The following is a 17760-nucleotide window of genomic DNA, read 5'->3' on the forward strand; positions in this document are numbered from 1 at the left end:
AGGGGACGGGCAGGCGCCTCGCACGCACCTGCCCGATCCTCTCCCTTAGAAATCGCTGCCGAACTTGAGCCCGACCACGCGGGGCTTGATCACCGCGTCGTAGAACACGCCGCCACCTGCGGTCAGACCATCGGGATCGCCGCAGACCGTTTCCTGGCACTGCAGGCCGGTATCGAGGCGTCCGTTGCCGTCGAACAGGTTGGTCGCGTAGAGCTCGAAACGATAGGTGTCGTTCCTGATCCCGATGCTGAAGTCCGCCGTCATATAGGACGGGATCGTACCCTTGATCTCGTTCTGCAAGGTGCGAAGGTCGCTCCGCCGGTTGCCGACGTAAGTGGCGGCACCCTGGACGTGCGCGGTCCAGTCGTTGAAGACCGGGATCTCGTAGCGGGCGACGAAATTGCCCTTGAACTTCGGCACCGTCGGCAGGCGAGTGCCGGTGGGTGCGAGCAGTTCGTTGTCCGACGGCGTGGTGCAGTCGAACTCGTCGTTGGCGATGGCGCAGAAATCCCTGCGGATTTCGGCATCGTTGTAGCTGCCACCGAGGCTCAGGCTCACGCCATTGGCGTAATAGCCGAAGTCAAACTCCGCGCCGCGGATGCGGGCAATGCCGGCGTTGCGGATTTCGGTGAGGCCGTTGGCGCCGATGAAGGACAGCTGGATGCCGTTCCAGTCCTGCTGGTACACGGCCAGGTTGAACCGGACGTCGCCGAACGTGGTCTTCAGGCCGAGTTCGTAGTTGTCGAGCTCGTCCGGGCCGTAAGGCGGCAAGGTACCGCGCCGGTTGATGCCACCCGGCCTGAACCCGCGCGACCATGTCGCGTAAGTCATGATGTCGGGCGTTATCTTGTAGGTCAGGTTCAGCTTGTGGATGAAGTCGGTGTCCGACGTCGTCTTGTCGAGGTTGGTACAGGGCGCGCCAGGGATCGCCTGCTGGGCGAAGCACTGGGATTCACCGGTGCTGCCTGAATAGCCCGCGCTGTAGCCGAAGAAGCCTTCCAGCGAGTTCTTGTAGTTGTAGACGCGGATGCCACCGGTCAGCGTGAGGTCGTCCATCAAGTCGTAGCTGACTTCGCCGAATACGGCATAGTCGCGGTCGACGCGCTTCTGCTCGGTGAGCCAGATATTGTCGGTGGTCCCGGTGACTTGCAGGACATCCGCCAGGCCGTCGATGATGTAGTGCTGGGTGATGTAGTGGGTCTGGCGCTGGGCGAAGAGGCCGCCGATGACGCGGAGGCGGTTTTCGGCCGGCGACGCGATGCGCACCTCGCCGAACATGCGGCGGTACTTGTCCGCGCCCTGGATGTACTGGTTCGGGCTGATCTGGTCGCCGGCGTTGTCGTAGAGGTAGGAGGCATAGCCTGCGAGCGCATCGTAGAAATACGAGTAGTCGGAGTAGTCCTGGATGACCTCGTCGTCGCGCCACAGATAGCCGCCCGTGGTGACCAGGTCCCAGTTGCCGAGCTTGCCTTCGATGGTCAGCGCGGCCTGGACCCACTCGTCCTTGAAGTATTCGGGGTTGTACTGGACCACCTGGAGGCGGTCGTTGGTCGCGGAGCTGCGTTCCTGTTCGAAGAATCCGTGGGCCTTGGTCGACTGGCCCATAATCGTCGGGCGGAGCGTCCAGCTGTCGTTGAGATCGATGCCGAGCGCGATGCGGCCGCCGTAGGTTTCGACGTCGTTGTAGTTGTCTTCGACCAGGCTCGCGTTGTCCTGGGTGATGTCGTCATCCGGATCATCGACGAGAATGTCCCACGACCCGTCCCCATCGAGGTCGACCTGCTGCATGATCGGGAAAGTGCGGGTGCCGTGGATGTTGTCGATGTAACCCGCGTCGCGAGTGTACCAGCCGACCACGCGCAGCGCGGCATTTTCGCTGATCGGCAGGTTGTAGAAGCCTTCGGCCATGCCGCCCGTACCGCCGTGAGCGACCGAGTTCAGCTCCAGGTCGACCGCGCCGTAGGAGGAACCCACGTCCGGCTGGTTGGTGATGATGCGCAGGGTGCCCGCCATCGAGCTTGCGCCGTAGAGCGTGCCCTGCGGACCGGCGAGCGCCTCAATCCGGTTGATGTCGTAGGCGTGGATGTCGAGCGAGCCCTGTATCGTAGTGACGGGCATTTCGTCGAGATACGTGCCGACCGTCGGCAACGAAGCCGAGTGGTTCGCGTTCTCGCCCGAGGCGACACCGCGGAAGTAGAGCTGCGAGAAGCCCGGCCCCAGGGTCTGGATGGTGACCGAAGGCAGGAAGCGAACCGCGTCCTCGATATTGCTGACCTGGAGGTTCGACAGCTGTTCGTTGCCCAGGGCCGTGATCGCGATCGGCACGTCCTGCAGGTTCTGTTCGCGCTTCTGGGCCGTGACGATGATGACGTTGCTATTGCCCGAGGCGGGCGCTTCGGCGGCCCCCGGTTCGTCCTGAGCCGCGGCGGGCGTCACGGCCGCCAGAGATGTACCGGCAAGCAAGGAAATGGCCAAACGTCGCGTGGTCCTGGCCGAACGTAACCTCATCATATCTAGCGCCTCCCCGAAGGCTGATCCCTGGGGCAATGCGCCACAACTGCCGGGCGGTAACAACAGAAATTAGACCGGCGCGTCATTGCGCTGCACCAATCCTGTCACACTATGACATTTTCGCCACGATGGGCCGGCAGCCGGGACACCGGGGTCAGCCTCGGGCCATTCGCCCCGCGGGGGACTGGCAGGCGGACCCGGATGGACGGGGCGCACGCGCCAGCTTATCCAGTTGAGCCGAGCATCGCGGGGGGAGTGAGCCAGATCGCCAGTCCAGACTCAAACCCGTCGGCGCGCAAGCTTGGCCTGATTGCCGCCACCGCGCTCGTCATGGGCAACATGATCGGCTCGGGCGTATTTCTGCTGCCCGCGAGCCTGGCCCCCTTCGGATGGAACGCAGTCGGCGGTTGGATCATCACCATATCGGGCGCGCTAGTGCTCGCCTGGGTTCTGGCCCGGTTGACGCGGGCCTTGCCAGAAGCGGTGGGCGCCGTGGGATTTGTCGAGAAGGCGTTCGGCGCGGTTCCGGGTTTCCTGATCAGCTGGGTCTATCTCGTCTCGATCTGGACCGCCGTAGTAACGATCGCTGTGGCCGCGATCAGCTATCTTTCGAGCATGATCCCGGAGCTGGGGGCGCATGAATTCCTGCCCGCGCTGGCGGCCGTGGGGCTGTTGTGGCTGCTCACCTTGCTCAACTTGCGCGGGATCAAGGAGGCGGGGCGCTTCCAGGTGGTGACGGTGGCGCTCAAGGTCGTGCCGCTGATCGTCGTGCTGGCTCTCGCGGCCGGAGCGCTGGCGAGCGGAACCGGCGAGGTCAGGCCCTTCGAACCGCAAGCCATTTCGCTCACCGCGCTCAACGGGGCTGCGGCTCTGACACTTTGGGCCTTGCTCGGATTTGAGTGCGCCAGCATCGCAGCAGCGCAAGTCCGCGATCCGTCCGTCAACGTGCCGCGCGCGACGATGTGGGGCACCGGCCTCACCGGCGTGCTTTACCTGACCGTCTGCTCGGCGATAGCGCTGATGCTGCCCGAGGCAATCGCTGCGTCCTCCCCCGCGCCCTTCGCCAGTTTCGTCGAGCGGTACTGGAGCGCCGGACCCGCCGCGCTGATCGCCGCGTTTGCGGTAATCAGCTGCGTCGGCGCGCTCAATGGGTGGGTGCTGATGCAGGGAGAGATGACGCGCAGTATGGCCGCGCGCGGGATGCTGCCCGCCTGGCTCGCGGGAACCGACGCCAAGGGCACGCCGATACGCGGCTTGCTGGTGTCCTCGGTAATCGCCAGTTTGTTCGCGCTGGCGAACGCCAGCCGCAGCCTGAAGGGTCTGTTCGAGTTCCTGCTGCTGCTGTCGACCTCCGCCTCCCTTTGGCTCTACCTCGCCTGCGCGCTGACAGCCGTGCGGCTGAACGTGGCGCGAGGATGGGCCGTGGTGGGCGCCGTCTACTCGGTCTGGATGTTGTGGGGCGCAGGCGTTGGAGCAAGCGGCCTTAGCCTGGTCCTGATGGCGGCCGGCCTGCCGATCTACTTGTGGTCCCGGCGCCACTCAGCCAAGCAGGCCGTCCAGCCATAAACCGACGAGCCGCTCGGCCTCTTCGGGCGTGAACGGCGCGTGTCCCAGGCTGAGCTCGAGCCACAGGCCGTCGATCAGCGCCGTCAAGGCGACGGCAGGCAGGCGCGGGTCCGTGCCAGGCCGCCATTCATCCACCAACGCTTCGATCCCGCTACGGAAATCGCGGTAGATGTCCTGATGCACAACCGCGATCGCGGGGTCGCTGCGGGTCAGGCTCCAGAACGCTATCCAGGTGGCGAGCAGCTCCGGGTGGGCAATCGGCGGGCGGAAGCTGGCGGTGAGATAGGCGAGCAGACGAGCGCGGGGATGCGGTCCGGCGGCCGCGACCGCCTCCGACAGCGCCAGGGCCACCTTCGTGCCCGTCCACCGGTAAGCCTCCGCAATCGCGTCCGAAACGCCCGCGAAGTAGTGCCGCAACAGACCGGGCGATACGCCCGCCTCGGCACAGATGGTCCGGACCGAGACCCCGGCTGCCCCGCGCTCCGCCAGGCATCGCGCAGTCGCTTCGATCAGGCTATGCCGCCGTTCGTCGGGCGCCGAGCGCGTGAAGGCCGATTGCCGGGATGCCATGAGCTTGTTATACGAGTGTATAGCAAGGAGTCGCAAGTGGCATCACGCGTTGAGCAATGGACCGGTGCGAACGCCGATCCCTTGGAGGGCTGGTCGCTCCCAGCCTGGACCTATGACGATCCCGAGTTCTTCGAGCTCGAGAAGGAACGCGTGTTCGCGCCGAGCTGGCAAGTGGTCTGCCACGTCAACGACGTGCCCAACGCCGGCGACTGGCACACGCTCGAATATATCGGCGAAAGCGTGATCGTGGTCCGCGGCAAGGACGCGAAGGTACGCGCCTTCACCAACGTCTGCCGGCATCGCGGCTCGCGCGTGGTCGATGGGGCGAGCGGTTGTTCGAAGCGGCTCGTGTGCCCCTACCACGCGTGGACCTATGATCTCGACGGCTCGCTGGTCGGCGTGCCGGACAGCGCCAGCTACCCCGGCCTCGACAAATCGCGCCACGGTCTTGCTCCCGTCGATCTGGAGATCTGGCGCGGGTTCGTCTTTGTCCGCCTCAGAAGCGATGGCGGCCCTTCGGTTGCCGAGATGATGGCGCCTTACGAAGCGATGGTCGAACCCTACCGCCTCGAACAGCTGGAAGCCATCGGCCGCGTGACCCTTCGCCCGCGCGAGGTCAACTGGAAGAACATCGGCGACAACTATTCCGACGGCCTCCACATCCCCGTCGCGCACCCCGGCCTCACCCGGCTGTTCGGCAAGAGCTATGGCGTCGAGGCGGAAGAGCATGTCGACCGAATGTGGGGCGACCTGGTCGATCGCCCCTCTGCCAATTGGTCCGAGCGTGCCTACCAGAACGTCTTGCCACCGGTGCCGCACTTGCCGGAGGATCGGCAGCGGGGCTGGCTCTACTTCAAGCTCTGGCCCAATGTCGCATTCGACATCTACCCCGACCAGGTCGACTTCATGCAGTGGCTGCCGGTCAGCCCGACGACGAGCCTGATCCGCGAAATCAGCTACGCCCTGCCGGATGATCGGCGGGAGATGACGGCGGCGCGCTACCTCAACTGGCGCATCAACCGACAGGTCAACGCCGAAGATACCGAGCTTATCACCCGCGTGCAGCAGGGCATGAGTTCGCGCAGCTTCTCGGTCGGCCCGCTGTCGGAAAAGGAAGTTTGCCTGCGCCACTTCTGCAAGCGGATGCGGCGGATCATCCCGGCGGCGCGACAGGAACAACGGCCAGCCAAGGGCTGGAGCGGAAGGGAAGCATGAAGAAGTACGATGCCCTGATCATCGGCGCGGGCCATAACGGCCTCGTCTGCGCCTTCTACCTAGCTCGGGCCGGCCTCAAGGTGCGCCTCCTCGAACGGCGCGACGTCGTCGGCGGGGCGGCGGTGACCGAAGAGTTTCACCCGGGTTTCCGCAACTCCGTGGCGAGCTACACCGTCAGCCTGCTGCAGCCCAAGGTCATCGAGGACATGCGCCTGGCCCAGCACGGCTACCGCGTGATCGAACGGCCGATCTCGAACTTTCTCCCGCAGGAAGACGGCGGATACCTCAAGCTCGGCGGCGGGCTGGAGCGGACGCAGGCTGAATTCCGCAAGTTCTCCACCCACGATGCCGAGGTCCTGCCGCAGTACTACGACGCGCTCGAAACCGTGGCCGAAGTGCTACGGGGCCTCGCGCTCAAGGCGCCGCCCAACGTGGGCGAAGGCTGGCGAACGCTGGTCGATGGCGCGCTGCAAGGGCGCGGCCTCGCCAGGCTCTCGCTCGAACAGAAGCGTGACGTGCTCGACCTGTTCACCAAGTCGGCCACGAGTTTCCTTGGCCAATGGTTCGAGAGCGAAGCGGTCAAGGCCGCCTTTGGATTCGACGCTGTGGTTGGCAACTACGCCAGCCCCGATACGCCCGGCTCGGCCTATGTCCTGTTGCACCACGTGTTCGGCGAAGTGAACGGCAAGAAGGGCGCCTGGGGCCACTCTGTCGGCGGCATGGGCGCGATCACCCAGATCATGGCCAGGGTTTGCCAGGACCTGGGCGTCGAGATCAGTCTCGAAAGCCCGGTCCAGCAGGTCCTCGTCGACGGCCGACGCGTCGCGGGTGTCCGCCTCGAAAGCGGCGAGGAGATTGCCGCCAGCCGGGTGATCGCCAATGTGGGGCCGAAGATCCTCTACGACCGCATGTTCGCGGCCACCGACCTGCCGGCCGACTTCAACCGCCGGATGAAGGGCTTCAAGGCGGGTTCGGGCACGTTCCGCATGAACGTCGCGCTGAGCGAGCTCCCGCGCTTCACTTGCCTGCCGGAACCCGGCGAACATCACCAGTCGGGCATCATCCTCGCCCCGACGCTCGACTACATGGATCGGGCCTTCCTCGACGCGAAGCAGTTTGGCTGGTCGAAGAAGCCGATCGTCGAAATGCTGATCCCTTCGACGGTCGATGACAGCCTGGCCCCTCCGGGCCAGCATGTCGCCAGCCTGTTCTGCCAGCAGTTCGCTCCCGAACTTCCGGACGGGCGCGACTGGGACGCCGAGGAGGATGCGGCCGCCGACACGATCATCGACACGGTCGAAGCCCACGCTCCGGGCTTCCGCGCCTCGATCCTGGGCCGCCAGGTGCTTTCGCCGAAAGGGCTCGAGCGCAAGCTCGGCCTGGCGGGTGGCGACATCATGCACGGCAACATGACGCTCGACCAGCTGTGGTCGGCGCGGCCCGTGCTTGGGCATGGTAACTATCGCGGACCGGTCGGAGGGCTCTACATGTGCGGCGCCGGCGCTCACCCGGGCGGCGGTGTGACTGGCGCACCCGGGCATAACTGTGCGCAGGTGGTGATCGGCGATGGCGGGAGTTTGCGGCGGTTCTTGTAGGTCCCTGCCGGCCGTCTTTACAGGTCCGGCAATGACTGCTCGGCAAACCCCCACCCGGCCAGGCCCTTGCTCGAGGCCCGTTCAATCAGCTTTTTCGCAGCGTCGATCGAGAAGGGGTGCGCGTCCTTCATGGCGTTGAGTTCGTCCCAGGCGATTGGCACCGCGACGGGCGCCCCGGCCCTCGCCCGGGCCGAATAGGGCAGGACGGCCGTGCTGCCGCGTTGGTTGCGCAAATAGTCGATGAATATCTTCCCCTTGCGCTTGGCCTTGCTCATCGTCGCCACGAAACGGTCCGGCTCGGCCTGGCTCAGGGCCTCGGCGAAACGCTTGGAAAAGTCCTTGTGCGCGTCCCACGAATGGCCCGGGGTCAACGGCACGACGACGTGCACGCCCTTCCCGCCCGAGAGCATCGCGAAACTGGTCAGGCCGATATCGGCCAGCCTGTCGTGGATGTCCTTCGCCGCCTGCTTCACATCGGCGAAGTCGAGCCCCTCGTCGGGGTCGAGGTCGAACACCATGCGATCGGGCGCTTCCACGTCGGCGACCTTGCTGCCCCAGCCGTGGAATTCGATCGTCCCCATCTGCACGCAGGCTAGCAGGCCCGCGGCGTTCTCGATGTAGAGGTAGTCCTCCGTACCGCCGTCCTTCTCGGTGATCGGCACATGATGGACGTCCGGACCGAACGAGCCGGAATCGTGCTTCTGAAAAAAGCACTTCTTCGCCCGTCCCTGCGGACAACGAACCAGGCTGACCGGACGGCCCGCGGCCCAGGGCAGCATGAGGCCGGCGATGGCCTCGTAGTAGTCGGCCAGCTCACCCTTGGTCTGTCCCCCTTCGTCAAAGATCACCCGGTCGCGGTTGGTTATCTTGACCGTCTCGGTCGCTGGCGCTTGCGCGGGTTTTTCCGGCACGACGTCCCTCGCTTTCTTGTCCTCGCGCAGGCCGAGGAAGCTGCCGTGGCGGACGTTCCCGTCCGCGGTGAACTCGGCAAAGGCGATCTCGGCGACAAGCTTGGGCTCGAGCCAGGTCACGCCCCGGCTCTCGACCCGACCGACTTCCGCCGGCGCGCTCTTGCGCTCGAGCTTTGCCATGCGAGAGGCGAGATCGCGCAGGGTATCTGTATCGAACCCCGTGCCGACATTGCCCTTGTAGATCAGCTTGCCCTGCTCATTCTGGGCCAGCAACAGCGAGGAAAAGGGACGGCCCTTGGCGCTCGACTTCTTCCAGCCGATGACCACGAACTCCTGCCGCCGGGTGCACTTGACCTTGAGCCAGTTGCGGGTCCGGCGCGAGGCATATTTGCCGTCGATCGACTTCGAGATGATCCCTTCCTGGCCCGCATCGCACAGGGCCTTGAGCAGCGTCTCGCCCGCGCCGATCACGTGGTCGGCGACATGGATCGGCGGCGCGGCTTCGGCGAGCAAGGCTTCGAGCCGCTCCTTGCGTTCAATGTTCGTCAATTGCGTCAGATCGCGGCCGTCAATTTCCAACAGGTCGAAGGCGTGAAGCGAAAGGGCATCTTTCGCCGTCTGCGATCCGTGGCCGCGCTTGAGGACCGCCTGAAGCGCCGAAAAATCCGGATTGCCGTCCTTGCCATAGGCCACGATCTCGCCATCGATCAGGCTCGGCGGAAGGTCGAGGGCCCGGAGTCTTTCGACGAGCGGCGCGAACTTCTCGGTCCAGTCCAGACCGGTGCGCGTGAAGACATGTACGTCGCCGCCCGCAGCGGCAATCAGCGCGCGGTAGCCGTCGAACTTTATCTCGTGCATCCAGCCGTTTCCCGCAGGGACGGCATCGACCAGCGTCGCAAGCTGCGGCGCGCGGAATTTCGGTGGCCTCGCGGGTGACTTGCGGGTTCGGGCCTGGGCCTTGTTACGCTTGGCCGCCTTGGTCATTTCCGCCGTGAAGGCATCGCCCTTCTTCCCCTTGAGCGAATAGGCACCCTTGGTATCGCCGGCGATCTCGGCCATCGAGCGGCCGGTCAGCACGCTCGTCAGGCAGCGCTGGACCAGGGGATCGCCTTCCTCAGCGTACTCGTCCTCCAGCTTGCGCAGCAGCCAGTTCTCACGCTTCTCTCCGGGCCGGGGCTTGAGGCGGATCAGCAGCCATTCGCCCTTCATCCGCTCCCCTTCGAGCGTGAAATGCAGGTGGCCCTGGTCGATGTCCTTCCAGCTCTTGCCCTCTACTGGCGCCCAGGTGCCCCGGTCCCACAGCATGACGGTACCGCCGCCATACTCGCCCTTGGGAATTACGCCCTCGAAGTCCGCATAAGCCATCGGGTGATCTTCGGTCCGCACGGCCAGTCGCTTGATTTCGGGATCGGGCGAAGGCCCCTTGGTCACCGCCCACGATTTCAACACCCCATCGGCCTCGAGGCGGAAGTCCCAGTGCAACCGGGTGGCCTCGTGCTTCTGGACGATGAAGCGATTGCCACCCTCGCCGCTGGCGCGCTTGCCGGCGGGTTCGGCGGTCTTCGCAAAGTCCCGCTTGCGATTGTATTCCGCCAGCGGATCTCGCCTGCTCACTGGGTAAAGTCCTCGTCAGGGAAATAGCGCCGTTCGACCAGGCCCAGTATCGTCAGCATCAGGATCGAAATGGCCGAGCCGATCGCCACCAGCGGCCACTGCCCCGCTCCGCAGGCGACGCCGATCACCGCGGTCAGCCACAAGTGCGCCGCCGTCGTGAGGTTCTTGACCCGGCCCTTGCTGAACACGATCAGCCCGGCGCCGACGATACCGATGAAAGCGCCCGTGGCCTCGAAGATGCGGAGCGCGTCGAGCCGCGCGGTATCGAGCTGATAGTAAAGCGATACCATCGACACCGTCATGGCCGCCGCGGAAAAGCAGATCAGGCCGTGAGTGCGGAGCCCCGCGGCACGCCCGCGAAATTCCCGGTCGAGGCCGAGCAGCAAGCCGAGCACGGCAGCGGCTCCGAGGCGTGCCAGCAGATCAAAGTCGATCCAGTGGATCAGGATCGGCGGATTCAGCTCCATCAGGCGCGCTTCCTGGCGGGGGCCTTCTTCGCTGGCGCCTTTTTCGCGGGCTTCTTCGCCGCGGCCTTCTCTCCGCCGACCGACTTCTTCAGCGCAGCCATCAGATCGATCACGTTGGAGCCCCGCGCAATGTCCGGTTCCTCGACGTCCTCGAGGATCTTCTTGCCCTTGGCCTTCTGCTTCTTGGCGATCAGCGTCTTGAGCGCATCGACGTAGCGGTCATGGAATTCTCCCGCGTCGAACGGAGCGCTGCGCTGGTCGATCAGGGTAGTGGCTAAGTCGAGCAGGTCCTCGCTAGGCTTCTCGCTGCCGATGCCCTTGAAGTACTCCTGCGCCCGTCGCACCTCGTCTTCATAGCGCAAGGTCTCCAATACCAGGCCCTTGCCGCAAGGCTTGAGAGAGACGAGTTGCTCGCGCCCGCGGACGGAAATCTGGCCGATGCCGACCTTGTTACTCTTCCGCAGCGCCTCGCGCAGCACGATGAAGGCTTCCTCGGCAAGATCGTCCGCCGGCACCACGTAGTAGGGCTTCTCGAAGTAGAACACGTCGATCTCGCCCGCGTCGACGAACTGTACCAGGTCGAGCGTCTTGCGACTCTCCACCTTGGCAGCCTCGATCTCGTCGTCCTCGAGCAGCACGTAGTTGCCTTTGGACACCTCGTATCCCTTGACGATCTCGTCGCGGTCGATGGGGCCGATCCCCTGCACCACCTTCTCGTAGTTGATCCGCTTCCCGCTGGGTTCGTGGATCTGGTGGAAGGCAATGGCCGCGCCGGACTTGGTCGCGGCGTAGACCTCCACCGGAATCGACACGAGCGCGAGACGAATTTGACCCTGCCAATAGGCGCGTGCGGCCATTGCTGTGCCTCCTGCTTGCGGTGCATTAGCGCTTGGAGGGCCGAGGTGGTTCCTGCATGCGGCGGATCGTGCCACCTTTGTTACAGTTGATCCTTATTCTGTTGGAAAAGGTGGTTAGTATCCACACACTTGACTTGGCTAAGTATAATTCCTGAGTACGATGCACCAAAACGATCGAATAAAGGGCAAGGGTTTTGGGTCAGCAAACCGCAGTGCCGCTACCGGCCGAATTCAAGGAAGTCTGTGAGTTAGTTCGCGGCCTGGCGCGTCGCGTCGCGGACATCGAAGCCTGTACCGGCTCCAACGACGAGCCGGACTACGCGCCCAGCTTCAGCGATGACGAGCTCGCGATTGCGGCGGCCTCGATCTATCGCCTGAGGTTCCAGCGAGCGAACCACTTCGATCCGACGCTGTTCGGTGAGCCGGCGTGGGACATGTTGCTCGACTTGTTCATCCAGCGGGTCAAAGGAAAGCGCGTTTCCACCACCGGCCTGTGCCTGGGCGCCGACGTGCCCCATTCGACGGGCCTGCGGCACATCGAACGGATGTGCGACGAGAACATCCTGCGCCGCTGCACCGCGAAGGACGACAAGCGCCTGATCCTGATCGAACTCACGCCCAAGGGCTTGCGCCTGATGCGCGACTACCTCTCCAATGCGGTGGCGCAGCTCAAGATGCAGCTGCCGGAGTAGGTGCTCTGGGCTTATTCCGGCCCGAGCATATCCTCCGGCCGCACGAGTCGATCGTAATCTTCGGGCGTCACGTAGCCACTGGCCACGGCCGCCTCTCGCAAGGTCGCGCCACTCTTGTGAGCCTGCTTGGCGATGGCAGCCGCCTTGTCATAGCCAATCGCGGGCGCCAGCGCGGTGACCAGCATCAGCGAGCGCTCGACCCCATGCGCGATATTGTCGAGCCGCGGCTCAAGGCCGGCGAGGAGGTTGCGCGTGAAGCTGTCCGACGCGTCCGCGAGCAGGCGCACGGACTGGACCACGTTGTAGGCGACTACCGGCCGGTAGACATTGAGCTCGAAGTGGCCCTGGCTCGCCGCGAAGGTCACCGTGGCGTGGTTGCCGAAGACTTGCGCGCAGACCTGGGTCAGAGCCTCGCACTGCGTCGGGTTGACCTTGCCGGGCATGATCGAGGAGCCGGGCTCGTTTTCGGGCAGCGCCAGTTCGCCTAGACCGGCTCGCGGTCCTGAACCGAGCAGGCGAATGTCGTTGGCGATCTTATAGAGGCTCGCCGCGAGCGTGTTGAGCGCGCCATGGGTGAACAGCAGGGCGTCCTGACCGGCGAGCGCTTCGAACTTGTTGGGTGCGGTAACGAAGGGCAACCCGGTTGCTTCGGCGATTTCCTCCGCCACAGCCTCGGCAAAGCCCTTGGGGGCGTTGAGACCGGTGCCAACGGCAGTGCCGCCTTGGGCGAGCTCGTAGAGACCGGGCAAGGTCTGCTCGATCCGCTCGATCCCCGCACGGACCTGACGGGCATAGCCGGAAACTTCCTGCCCCAGGGTGAGCGGCGTTGCATCCTGGGTGTGGGTCCGGCCGATTTTGACGATGTCTGCCCAGTCCCGGGCCTTCGCCTCGAGCCGGTCGGCCATGCGAGCCAGCGCCGGGAGCAGGTCGGCCGTGAGGGTCACGGCGGCGGCGACATGGATCGCGGTCGGGATCGTATCGTTCGACGACTGGCTCATGTTGACGTGGTCGTTCGGGTGGACCGGAGACTTGGTCCCGGCCTGGCCGCCGAGCAGGAGGTTCGCGCGGTTGGCGATGACCTCGTTGGCGTTCATGTTACTCTGCGTGCCCGATCCCGTCTGCCACACGACCAGCGGGAACTCGTCGTCGTGTCTGCCCGCGATCACCTCGTCGGCGGCGACGACAATCGCTTCGGCCAGCTTGGGATCGAGCAGGCCGATTTTGCGGTTGCTCAGCGCAGCCGCCCGCTTGACCGTGCCGAGCGCGTGGATGACCGGCAACGGCATCCGCTCCCCGCCAATACGGAAATTCTGCAGCGATCGCTGGGTCTGGGCGCCCCACAGCTTGTCGGCCGGAACGGCGATTTCACCCATGGTGTCGGTTTCGATGCGGGTCTCGCCCAATTCAGTTCTCCTGCCCAGGCCAGTCGCCTCAGCGCACCGGCTTGTAGGGTTCCCAGTTAGGCGAGAGGCGGCCCATCACCTCCTTGGCGGCCTTCTCGACCTCGGCCAGGTGGAACCGGACATCCTTCTCTTCCATGTCCGGGCCGACGCCGTCAAAATGATAGCGCGCGGTTTCGGCGAAACCGAACACATCGACCAGGTAGCGGTCGAACACCGTGCGCAGCGAACCGAAAACGCCCTTCTCGCTGAGCCAGGCTTTCAGGCTGCCGGATGAGGTAAGCGACACCAGCCGCTTGCCCACCAGAAGGCTGGCCGCCCCACCGCTCCCGTCGTTTCCGAGTTGCCGGCCAGCCCCGAACACCCGGTCGATATACCCCTTGAGCATGGCCGGAGGCGCGCCGAACCAGATCGGATAGACGAGTACGAACACGTCGACTTTGCCTAGGGCCGCCCACTCCGCCTCCACGTCGGGCCGAGGCGAACCGTGGCGTTCCTCGTCCTGCAACACCGGATCGAAACCGAGGCGATAAAGATCGCGAACGATCACCTCGTGCCCCGCGGCGCGCACAGTGTCGGCGTAGCGGTCGGCGACCGATAGGGTGAAGCTCTGCTGGGCAGGATGGCAAACGATGATCGCGTGCTTGAGCGTCTCGGACATGGCGCACTCGCTTCCGGAGAGGGGGAGACCCAGTCTAGCAAAGACTTTGGCTATGACTCCAGCTTCTTAGACGGCTGCCCAAAAGAGACTTCGTCAATTTCCCCTGATGACGGATGCATTTGCAGGTGTCAGTATGGCGGCAGGGCCGGAAGAGCCTGGGAGAAGGAATATGCGGCTTCGTCTCGCCTGGGCGGGTGCCCTGGCCGTGTCGCTGGCGAGTGTTGCGGCGCAAGCCCATCACAGCATGGCGATGTTTGATAACCAGAAGAAAGTCACTGTCAGTGGAACTGTCACCGAGTTCCAGTGGACCAATCCCCACGCCTACATCCAGATGATCGCCAAGGACGCGTCGGGCAAGGATGTCGAATGGAGCATGGAGATGGGCGCGCCGATGTATCTTTATGCTCGCGGCTGGCGGCCCTCGTCGCTCAAGGCCGGGGCCAAAGTCAACGTGACTATCCATCCTCTGCGCAACGGCATGCCGGGCGGAGTCGTGCTCGAGGTGATCGATGCCGACGGCAAGGCGATCGGAAAGCCGGCATGAGGCTGGCGCTCGTCGCGGCGATCGGCGCCGCTTCGCTCGCCCTTTCCGGCCCGACGTACGCGCAGGACAAGGCGCAGCGGACCGAAGAGTTCGCCAAACTCCCCTATTGGTCGGGCTATTGGGTCAGCGAGGGTCAGGCTGGCACGACCATCGGGGGTATCGCCCCCGCCTCGATCGAGATGCGCGAGAAGGGCAAGGCCCCGGCGGTTCCGATCATGAGTTTGAGTGGCTTCGGCGCACCGTGGAACGACGAAGGCAAAGCCCGCATGGCCGAACGGGCGAGGATCGCCCCCGGCCGCAAGGCCATGGGCTGGGGCTACCCGATGATGATGGATGCCGCCGCTCCGCTGCAATTCCTCATCACGCCCGAAGAAACGCTGATCATCAGCCCTTACGGCGACGTCCGCCATATCTACACCGATGGGCGCGCCATGCCGGGCGAGGAAGATCTGTGGCCGACCGTTTGGGGCACCTCAATCGGGCATTGGGAAGGTGACACGCTGGTCGTCGAGACCAAGGCGGTGAAGAACCCGAACATCTACTTCCACACCGCGCCGCCGCTGTCCGAGCAGGCGCACTATGCCGAGCGCATCCGGATGGACGGAAACCGTCTCGTCTCGGAAGTCACGATCGAGGATCCCGTGACACTGACCGGTCCGTGGAAAGCGCGGCTGACTTACGTCCGGGACGACGGGTTCGACCGCATGGTGCAGATCGATTTCGACAACGACCGCACGGGCTTCGACGGACAGGTCAACACGATCGAACCGGCCCATCCGGAGGAACAGCACTGATGAAGGGAACACTCATATCCGCGCTGGCGCTGGGGATGGCGCTGGCGCTTCCGGCTTCCGCACAAGCACTGCTTCCGGGAGAGAAAGCGGCCGACATCCCTGCAATCGCGGGGGTAATCTCTGGCGATGCGCAGTGGGACAGGGCCTGGTCGGGACCGATGACCGCCGATGGCATGGTCGGATCGGCGGACGGCGCCTTGCTGTTCGCGCAAGAGCAAAGCAACTCGATCCGCAAGTTGTGGCCAGATGGCAAGGAATGGGTTCTCTATCCCTACATCGCCGGCGCCGGCGCGGTTTCGATCGATAATGAGGGACGTATCTTCACGGTAGAGCGCACCTGTACCGACCCGGGCTTGCGCCTCCCGGACTGCAGCGAAGCGACCAGAGTGGTCCAGCTCGCCCCGGAGCGGAAGGTACTCGCGAGCGCCTTCGCCGACGGCAAGACGCTTGGCCGGCTCAACGATGTGGCGGCCGATGGCCATGGCGGCGCGTATTACACCCAGGGCGGGATCTATCACGTGAGAGCCGATGGCTCGGTGCACGCCGTCGCCGAAGGCGGAGGATTGTTCACCAATGGCCTGGTGCTCAGCCCCGATGGCAAGACACTCTACGTCACCAACCGTGGCACCGTCATCGCGTTCGACGTGGGGCCGGACGGAACCCCCACGAACCGGCGCGACTTCGCCACTTTGGATAGTGAACCGCAGGGGGGCTTCGGAGGTGACGGCCTCGCAGTGGATGCCGATGGCAGGCTCTACGTCACGGCGGATGCCGGGCTCTACGTGTTCGATAAAGCGGGGAAGAAGCTCGGCATCATTCCTGTGCCGCGCCGGGCGATCACCGCAGCCTTTTCGGGACCGGACAAGAAGACGCTCTACGTCGGCGCGATGGGTGCGGTCACGCCTGACGGCACCGCCTGGACCACGCCCGAAGGCGTGCGCAACGTGGCGATGACCATCTATCGCGTGAACACCGAGGCGACCGGTTTCAGGAAATAGGCTTCGGATGATCAACTTCGATTCCGCCACCGCCCAGCTGCGCCTGTTGCAAGACAAGCAGATCAGCGCAGTGGAGTTGCTGGATTCCTACCTGGTGCGGATCGAGCGCTTCAATCCCGCCTACAATCTGGTTGTCGCGTTCGACCTCGATCGCGCGCGGGCCGATGCGGAAGAGATCGATCGCCGCCGTGCTCGCGGCGAGATGCTGGGGCCGCTTGCGGGCCTGCCGATCACGATCAAGGATTCGTTCGAGGTCGTCGGCATGCCGGCCACCTGCGGCCTCGAACATCTGCGCGATCATCGGCCGGCACGCGATGCGGACGCCGTCGCTTTGCTGCGTGAAGCCGGCGCGGTGATCTTCGGCAAGACCAACCTTCCCGCCGGGGCGAGCGACTGGCAGTCGTTCAACCCCATCTATGGCTTGAGCCGCAATCCCTGGAATCCGGAGCGCACCGTCGGAGGATCATCCGGCGGCGCAGCGGCCGCCGTGGCCGCCGGTTTTACCGCGCTCGAACTGGGCAGTGACATCGGCGGTTCGATCCGAATTCCTGCGCACTTCTGCGGCGTGTTCGGGCACAAACCCACCTACGCGGCGGTTCCGCTGCGCGGTCACATTCCGCCGCCGCCTGGCATGTTGCATCAGCCGGAACTGGGTGTGGCCGGGCCGCTGGCCCGCAGCGGGGCCGACCTGGCCCTGCTCATGTCGGTCCTCTCGACTACTGCCAAGCGTGCGCCAAGGCACGAACGCCTCGAGAATTTTCGTGTCGGTATATGGATGGGTGGGGATGCCTATCGAGTCGACGGCGCCTATCGCGCGGCGATCGAGGCATTCATCGAGGATTTGGGCCAGGCGGGCGCCAGAGTCGTCCCGGTGGATTTGCCCGTCGATCCGGTCGACAGCTACGAAACCTACCTGAGGACCTTGTTCGCCATCGTGGGCGCTCCCGCCCCGCACGAGGCCGCGGCTTTCGAGAAGCTGGCAGATCAAGACGAAACAGGAATCGCCGCCAAGCTCGCGGGCTATATGCGGGCAACTCTCGGCGACTGGTTTGCCCTCGCCGAGAAGCGCGAACATCTGTTCCGCGCCTGGGCCGGGTACTTCACCCATTACGATGTTCTACTGTGCCCGGCCGTTCCCGTCGTGGCCTTCCCGCACATGGCGGAAGGAAGCGGAGTTCATTCCGACCAGTTGTTCCGCCGCATTACGATCGATGGCCAACCCGCGCCCTACCTTGACTTTACCTGGCAGGGCCTTGCCACGGTCGCCAACCTTCCAGCCACGGTGATGCCAACGGGCCGACAGGTGGACGGGCTGCCGGCTGGAATTCAGATCATCGGGCCCTATCGCGAAGACCTCACCTCGAT

The 17760-nt window shown here is 64.7% G+C and carries 15 protein-coding genes (1 of these 15 only partly in view); 8 read left to right on the plus strand and 7 right to left on the minus strand.

Going from position 1 to position 17760, the window contains the following annotated elements; genetic code table 11:
* Window positions 1-45 precede the first annotated feature (45 nt).
* On the minus strand, window positions 46-2511 hold the full coding sequence (locus tag KK137_RS11890; RefSeq protein ID WP_250893839.1) for a TonB-dependent receptor: 2466 nt from the start codon (window positions 2509-2511) through the stop codon (window positions 46-48).
* 201 nt (window positions 2512-2712) lie between these two features.
* Here KK137_RS11890 and KK137_RS11895 point away from each other — a divergent pair, with 201 nt between their 5' ends.
* Complete coding sequence (locus tag KK137_RS11895; protein ID WP_214536626.1) at window positions 2713-4077, plus strand: APC family permease; 1365 nt, start codon at window positions 2713-2715, stop codon at window positions 4075-4077.
* On the opposite strand, the gene KK137_RS11900 is transcribed toward KK137_RS11895, so the two are convergent.
* Window positions 4051-4647, minus strand: a complete 597-nt coding sequence (locus KK137_RS11900; protein ID WP_214536627.1) for a TetR family transcriptional regulator C-terminal domain-containing protein — start codon at window positions 4645-4647, stop codon at window positions 4051-4053. The two genes, KK137_RS11895 and KK137_RS11900, sit on opposite strands and share 27 nt — an antisense overlap.
* Before the next feature lie 36 nt (window positions 4648-4683).
* On the opposite strand from KK137_RS11900, the gene KK137_RS11905 reads away from it, so the two are divergent.
* Both KK137_RS11905 and KK137_RS11910 read left to right on the plus strand, forming a co-directional pair.
* The gene (locus KK137_RS11905) at window positions 4684-5862 is read left to right on the plus strand and encodes an aromatic ring-hydroxylating oxygenase subunit alpha (RefSeq protein ID WP_338028062.1); all 1179 of its coding nucleotides are present in this window, start codon (window positions 4684-4686) and stop codon (window positions 5860-5862) included.
* The gene (locus KK137_RS11910) at window positions 5859-7457 is read left to right on the plus strand and encodes a phytoene desaturase family protein (RefSeq protein WP_214536629.1); all 1599 of its coding nucleotides are present in this window, start codon (window positions 5859-5861) and stop codon (window positions 7455-7457) included. The genes KK137_RS11905 and KK137_RS11910 overlap by 4 nt, the downstream gene beginning before the upstream one ends.
* Window positions 7458-7474: 17 nt before the next feature.
* On the opposite strand, the gene ligD is transcribed toward KK137_RS11910, so the two are convergent.
* Genes ligD through ku form a run of 3 tightly spaced genes read right to left on the minus strand, consistent with a single transcriptional unit; the run spans window position 7475 to window position 11306 of the window.
* Window positions 7475-9982 carry a DNA ligase D gene (ligD, locus tag KK137_RS11915; protein WP_214536630.1) on the minus strand — a complete coding sequence of 836 codons (2508 nt, stop codon included), beginning with the start codon at window positions 9980-9982 and terminating at the stop codon, window positions 7475-7477.
* On the minus strand, window positions 9979-10449 hold the full coding sequence (locus tag KK137_RS11920) for an MgtC/SapB family protein (RefSeq protein ID WP_214536631.1): 471 nt from the start codon (window positions 10447-10449) through the stop codon (window positions 9979-9981). Before KK137_RS11920 ends, ligD begins: the two co-directional genes overlap by 4 nt.
* A complete protein-coding gene (gene ku, locus KK137_RS11925; RefSeq protein ID WP_214536632.1) occupies window positions 10449-11306 on the minus strand; it encodes a non-homologous end joining protein Ku in 858 nt (285 codons plus the stop codon). The genes KK137_RS11920 and ku overlap by 1 nt, the downstream gene beginning before the upstream one ends.
* 194 nt (window positions 11307-11500) lie before the next feature.
* Here ku and KK137_RS11930 point away from each other — a divergent pair, with 194 nt between their 5' ends.
* The gene (locus tag KK137_RS11930; RefSeq protein ID WP_214536633.1) at window positions 11501-11998 is read left to right on the plus strand and encodes a MarR family winged helix-turn-helix transcriptional regulator; all 498 of its coding nucleotides are present in this window, start codon (window positions 11501-11503) and stop codon (window positions 11996-11998) included.
* An 11-nt stretch (window positions 11999-12009) separates the two neighbouring features.
* Here the strand turns inward: KK137_RS11930 and fumC are convergent, their stop codons facing one another.
* On the minus strand, window positions 12010-13401 hold the full coding sequence (fumC, locus tag KK137_RS11935; protein ID WP_214536634.1) for a class II fumarate hydratase: 1392 nt from the start codon (window positions 13399-13401) through the stop codon (window positions 12010-12012).
* A 28-nt stretch (window positions 13402-13429) separates the two neighbouring features.
* Window positions 13430-14059, minus strand: a complete 630-nt coding sequence (locus KK137_RS11940) for an NAD(P)H-dependent oxidoreductase (protein WP_214536635.1) — start codon at window positions 14057-14059, stop codon at window positions 13430-13432.
* Between the two features lie 169 nt (window positions 14060-14228).
* Here KK137_RS11940 and KK137_RS11945 point away from each other — a divergent pair, with 169 nt between their 5' ends.
* The 4 genes in view from KK137_RS11945 to KK137_RS11960 are tightly spaced (at most 7 nt apart) and all read left to right on the plus strand, a layout consistent with a single transcriptional unit that may run on beyond the window.
* Complete coding sequence (locus KK137_RS11945; protein WP_214536636.1) at window positions 14229-14603, plus strand: DUF6152 family protein; 375 nt, start codon at window positions 14229-14231, stop codon at window positions 14601-14603.
* Window positions 14600-15397: a hypothetical protein gene (locus KK137_RS11950; RefSeq protein ID WP_214536637.1), complete on the plus strand. Its 798-nt coding sequence runs from the start codon at window positions 14600-14602 to the stop codon at window positions 15395-15397. Before KK137_RS11945 ends, KK137_RS11950 begins: the two co-directional genes overlap by 4 nt.
* Entirely contained in the window at window positions 15397-16395 is a 999-nt protein-coding gene (locus KK137_RS11955) for an SMP-30/gluconolactonase/LRE family protein (RefSeq protein ID WP_214536638.1), read from the plus strand. The genes KK137_RS11950 and KK137_RS11955 overlap by 1 nt, the downstream gene beginning before the upstream one ends.
* 7 nt (window positions 16396-16402) lie before the next feature.
* Window positions 16403-17760: the 5' portion of an amidase gene (locus KK137_RS11960; RefSeq protein ID WP_214536639.1), read on the plus strand. The gene runs 64 nt beyond the window's last position; the window shows 1358 of its 1422 coding nt (coding positions 1-1358); the start codon lies at window positions 16403-16405; its stop codon lies off the right edge, out of view.

Source organism: Croceibacterium selenioxidans (assembly GCF_018599195.1).
Classification (GTDB): domain Bacteria; phylum Pseudomonadota; class Alphaproteobacteria; order Sphingomonadales; family Sphingomonadaceae; genus Croceibacterium_A; species Croceibacterium_A selenioxidans.

Coding starts and splice junctions, on each gene's coding strand:
- KK137_RS11945 (WP_214536636.1), top strand. CDS start 14,229: ATGCGGCTTCGTCTCGCCTGGGCGGGTGCCCTGGCCGTGTCGCTGGCG.
- KK137_RS11950 (WP_214536637.1), top strand. CDS start 14,600: ATGAGGCTGGCGCTCGTCGCGGCGATCGGCGCCGCTTCGCTCGCCCTT.
- KK137_RS11900 (WP_214536627.1), bottom strand. CDS start 4,647: ATGGCATCCCGGCAATCGGCCTTCACGCGCTCGGCGCCCGACGAACGG.
- KK137_RS11910 (WP_214536629.1), top strand. CDS start 5,859: ATGAAGAAGTACGATGCCCTGATCATCGGCGCGGGCCATAACGGCCTC.
- KK137_RS11895 (WP_214536626.1), top strand. CDS start 2,713: ATGGACGGGGCGCACGCGCCAGCTTATCCAGTTGAGCCGAGCATCGCG.
- ku (WP_214536632.1), bottom strand. CDS start 11,306: ATGGCCGCACGCGCCTATTGGCAGGGTCAAATTCGTCTCGCGCTCGTG.
- KK137_RS11890 (WP_250893839.1), bottom strand. CDS start 2,511: ATGATGAGGTTACGTTCGGCCAGGACCACGCGACGTTTGGCCATTTCC.
- KK137_RS11920 (WP_214536631.1), bottom strand. CDS start 10,449: ATGGAGCTGAATCCGCCGATCCTGATCCACTGGATCGACTTTGATCTG.
- KK137_RS11955 (WP_214536638.1), top strand. CDS start 15,397: ATGAAGGGAACACTCATATCCGCGCTGGCGCTGGGGATGGCGCTGGCG.
- KK137_RS11940 (WP_214536635.1), bottom strand. CDS start 14,059: ATGTCCGAGACGCTCAAGCACGCGATCATCGTTTGCCATCCTGCCCAG.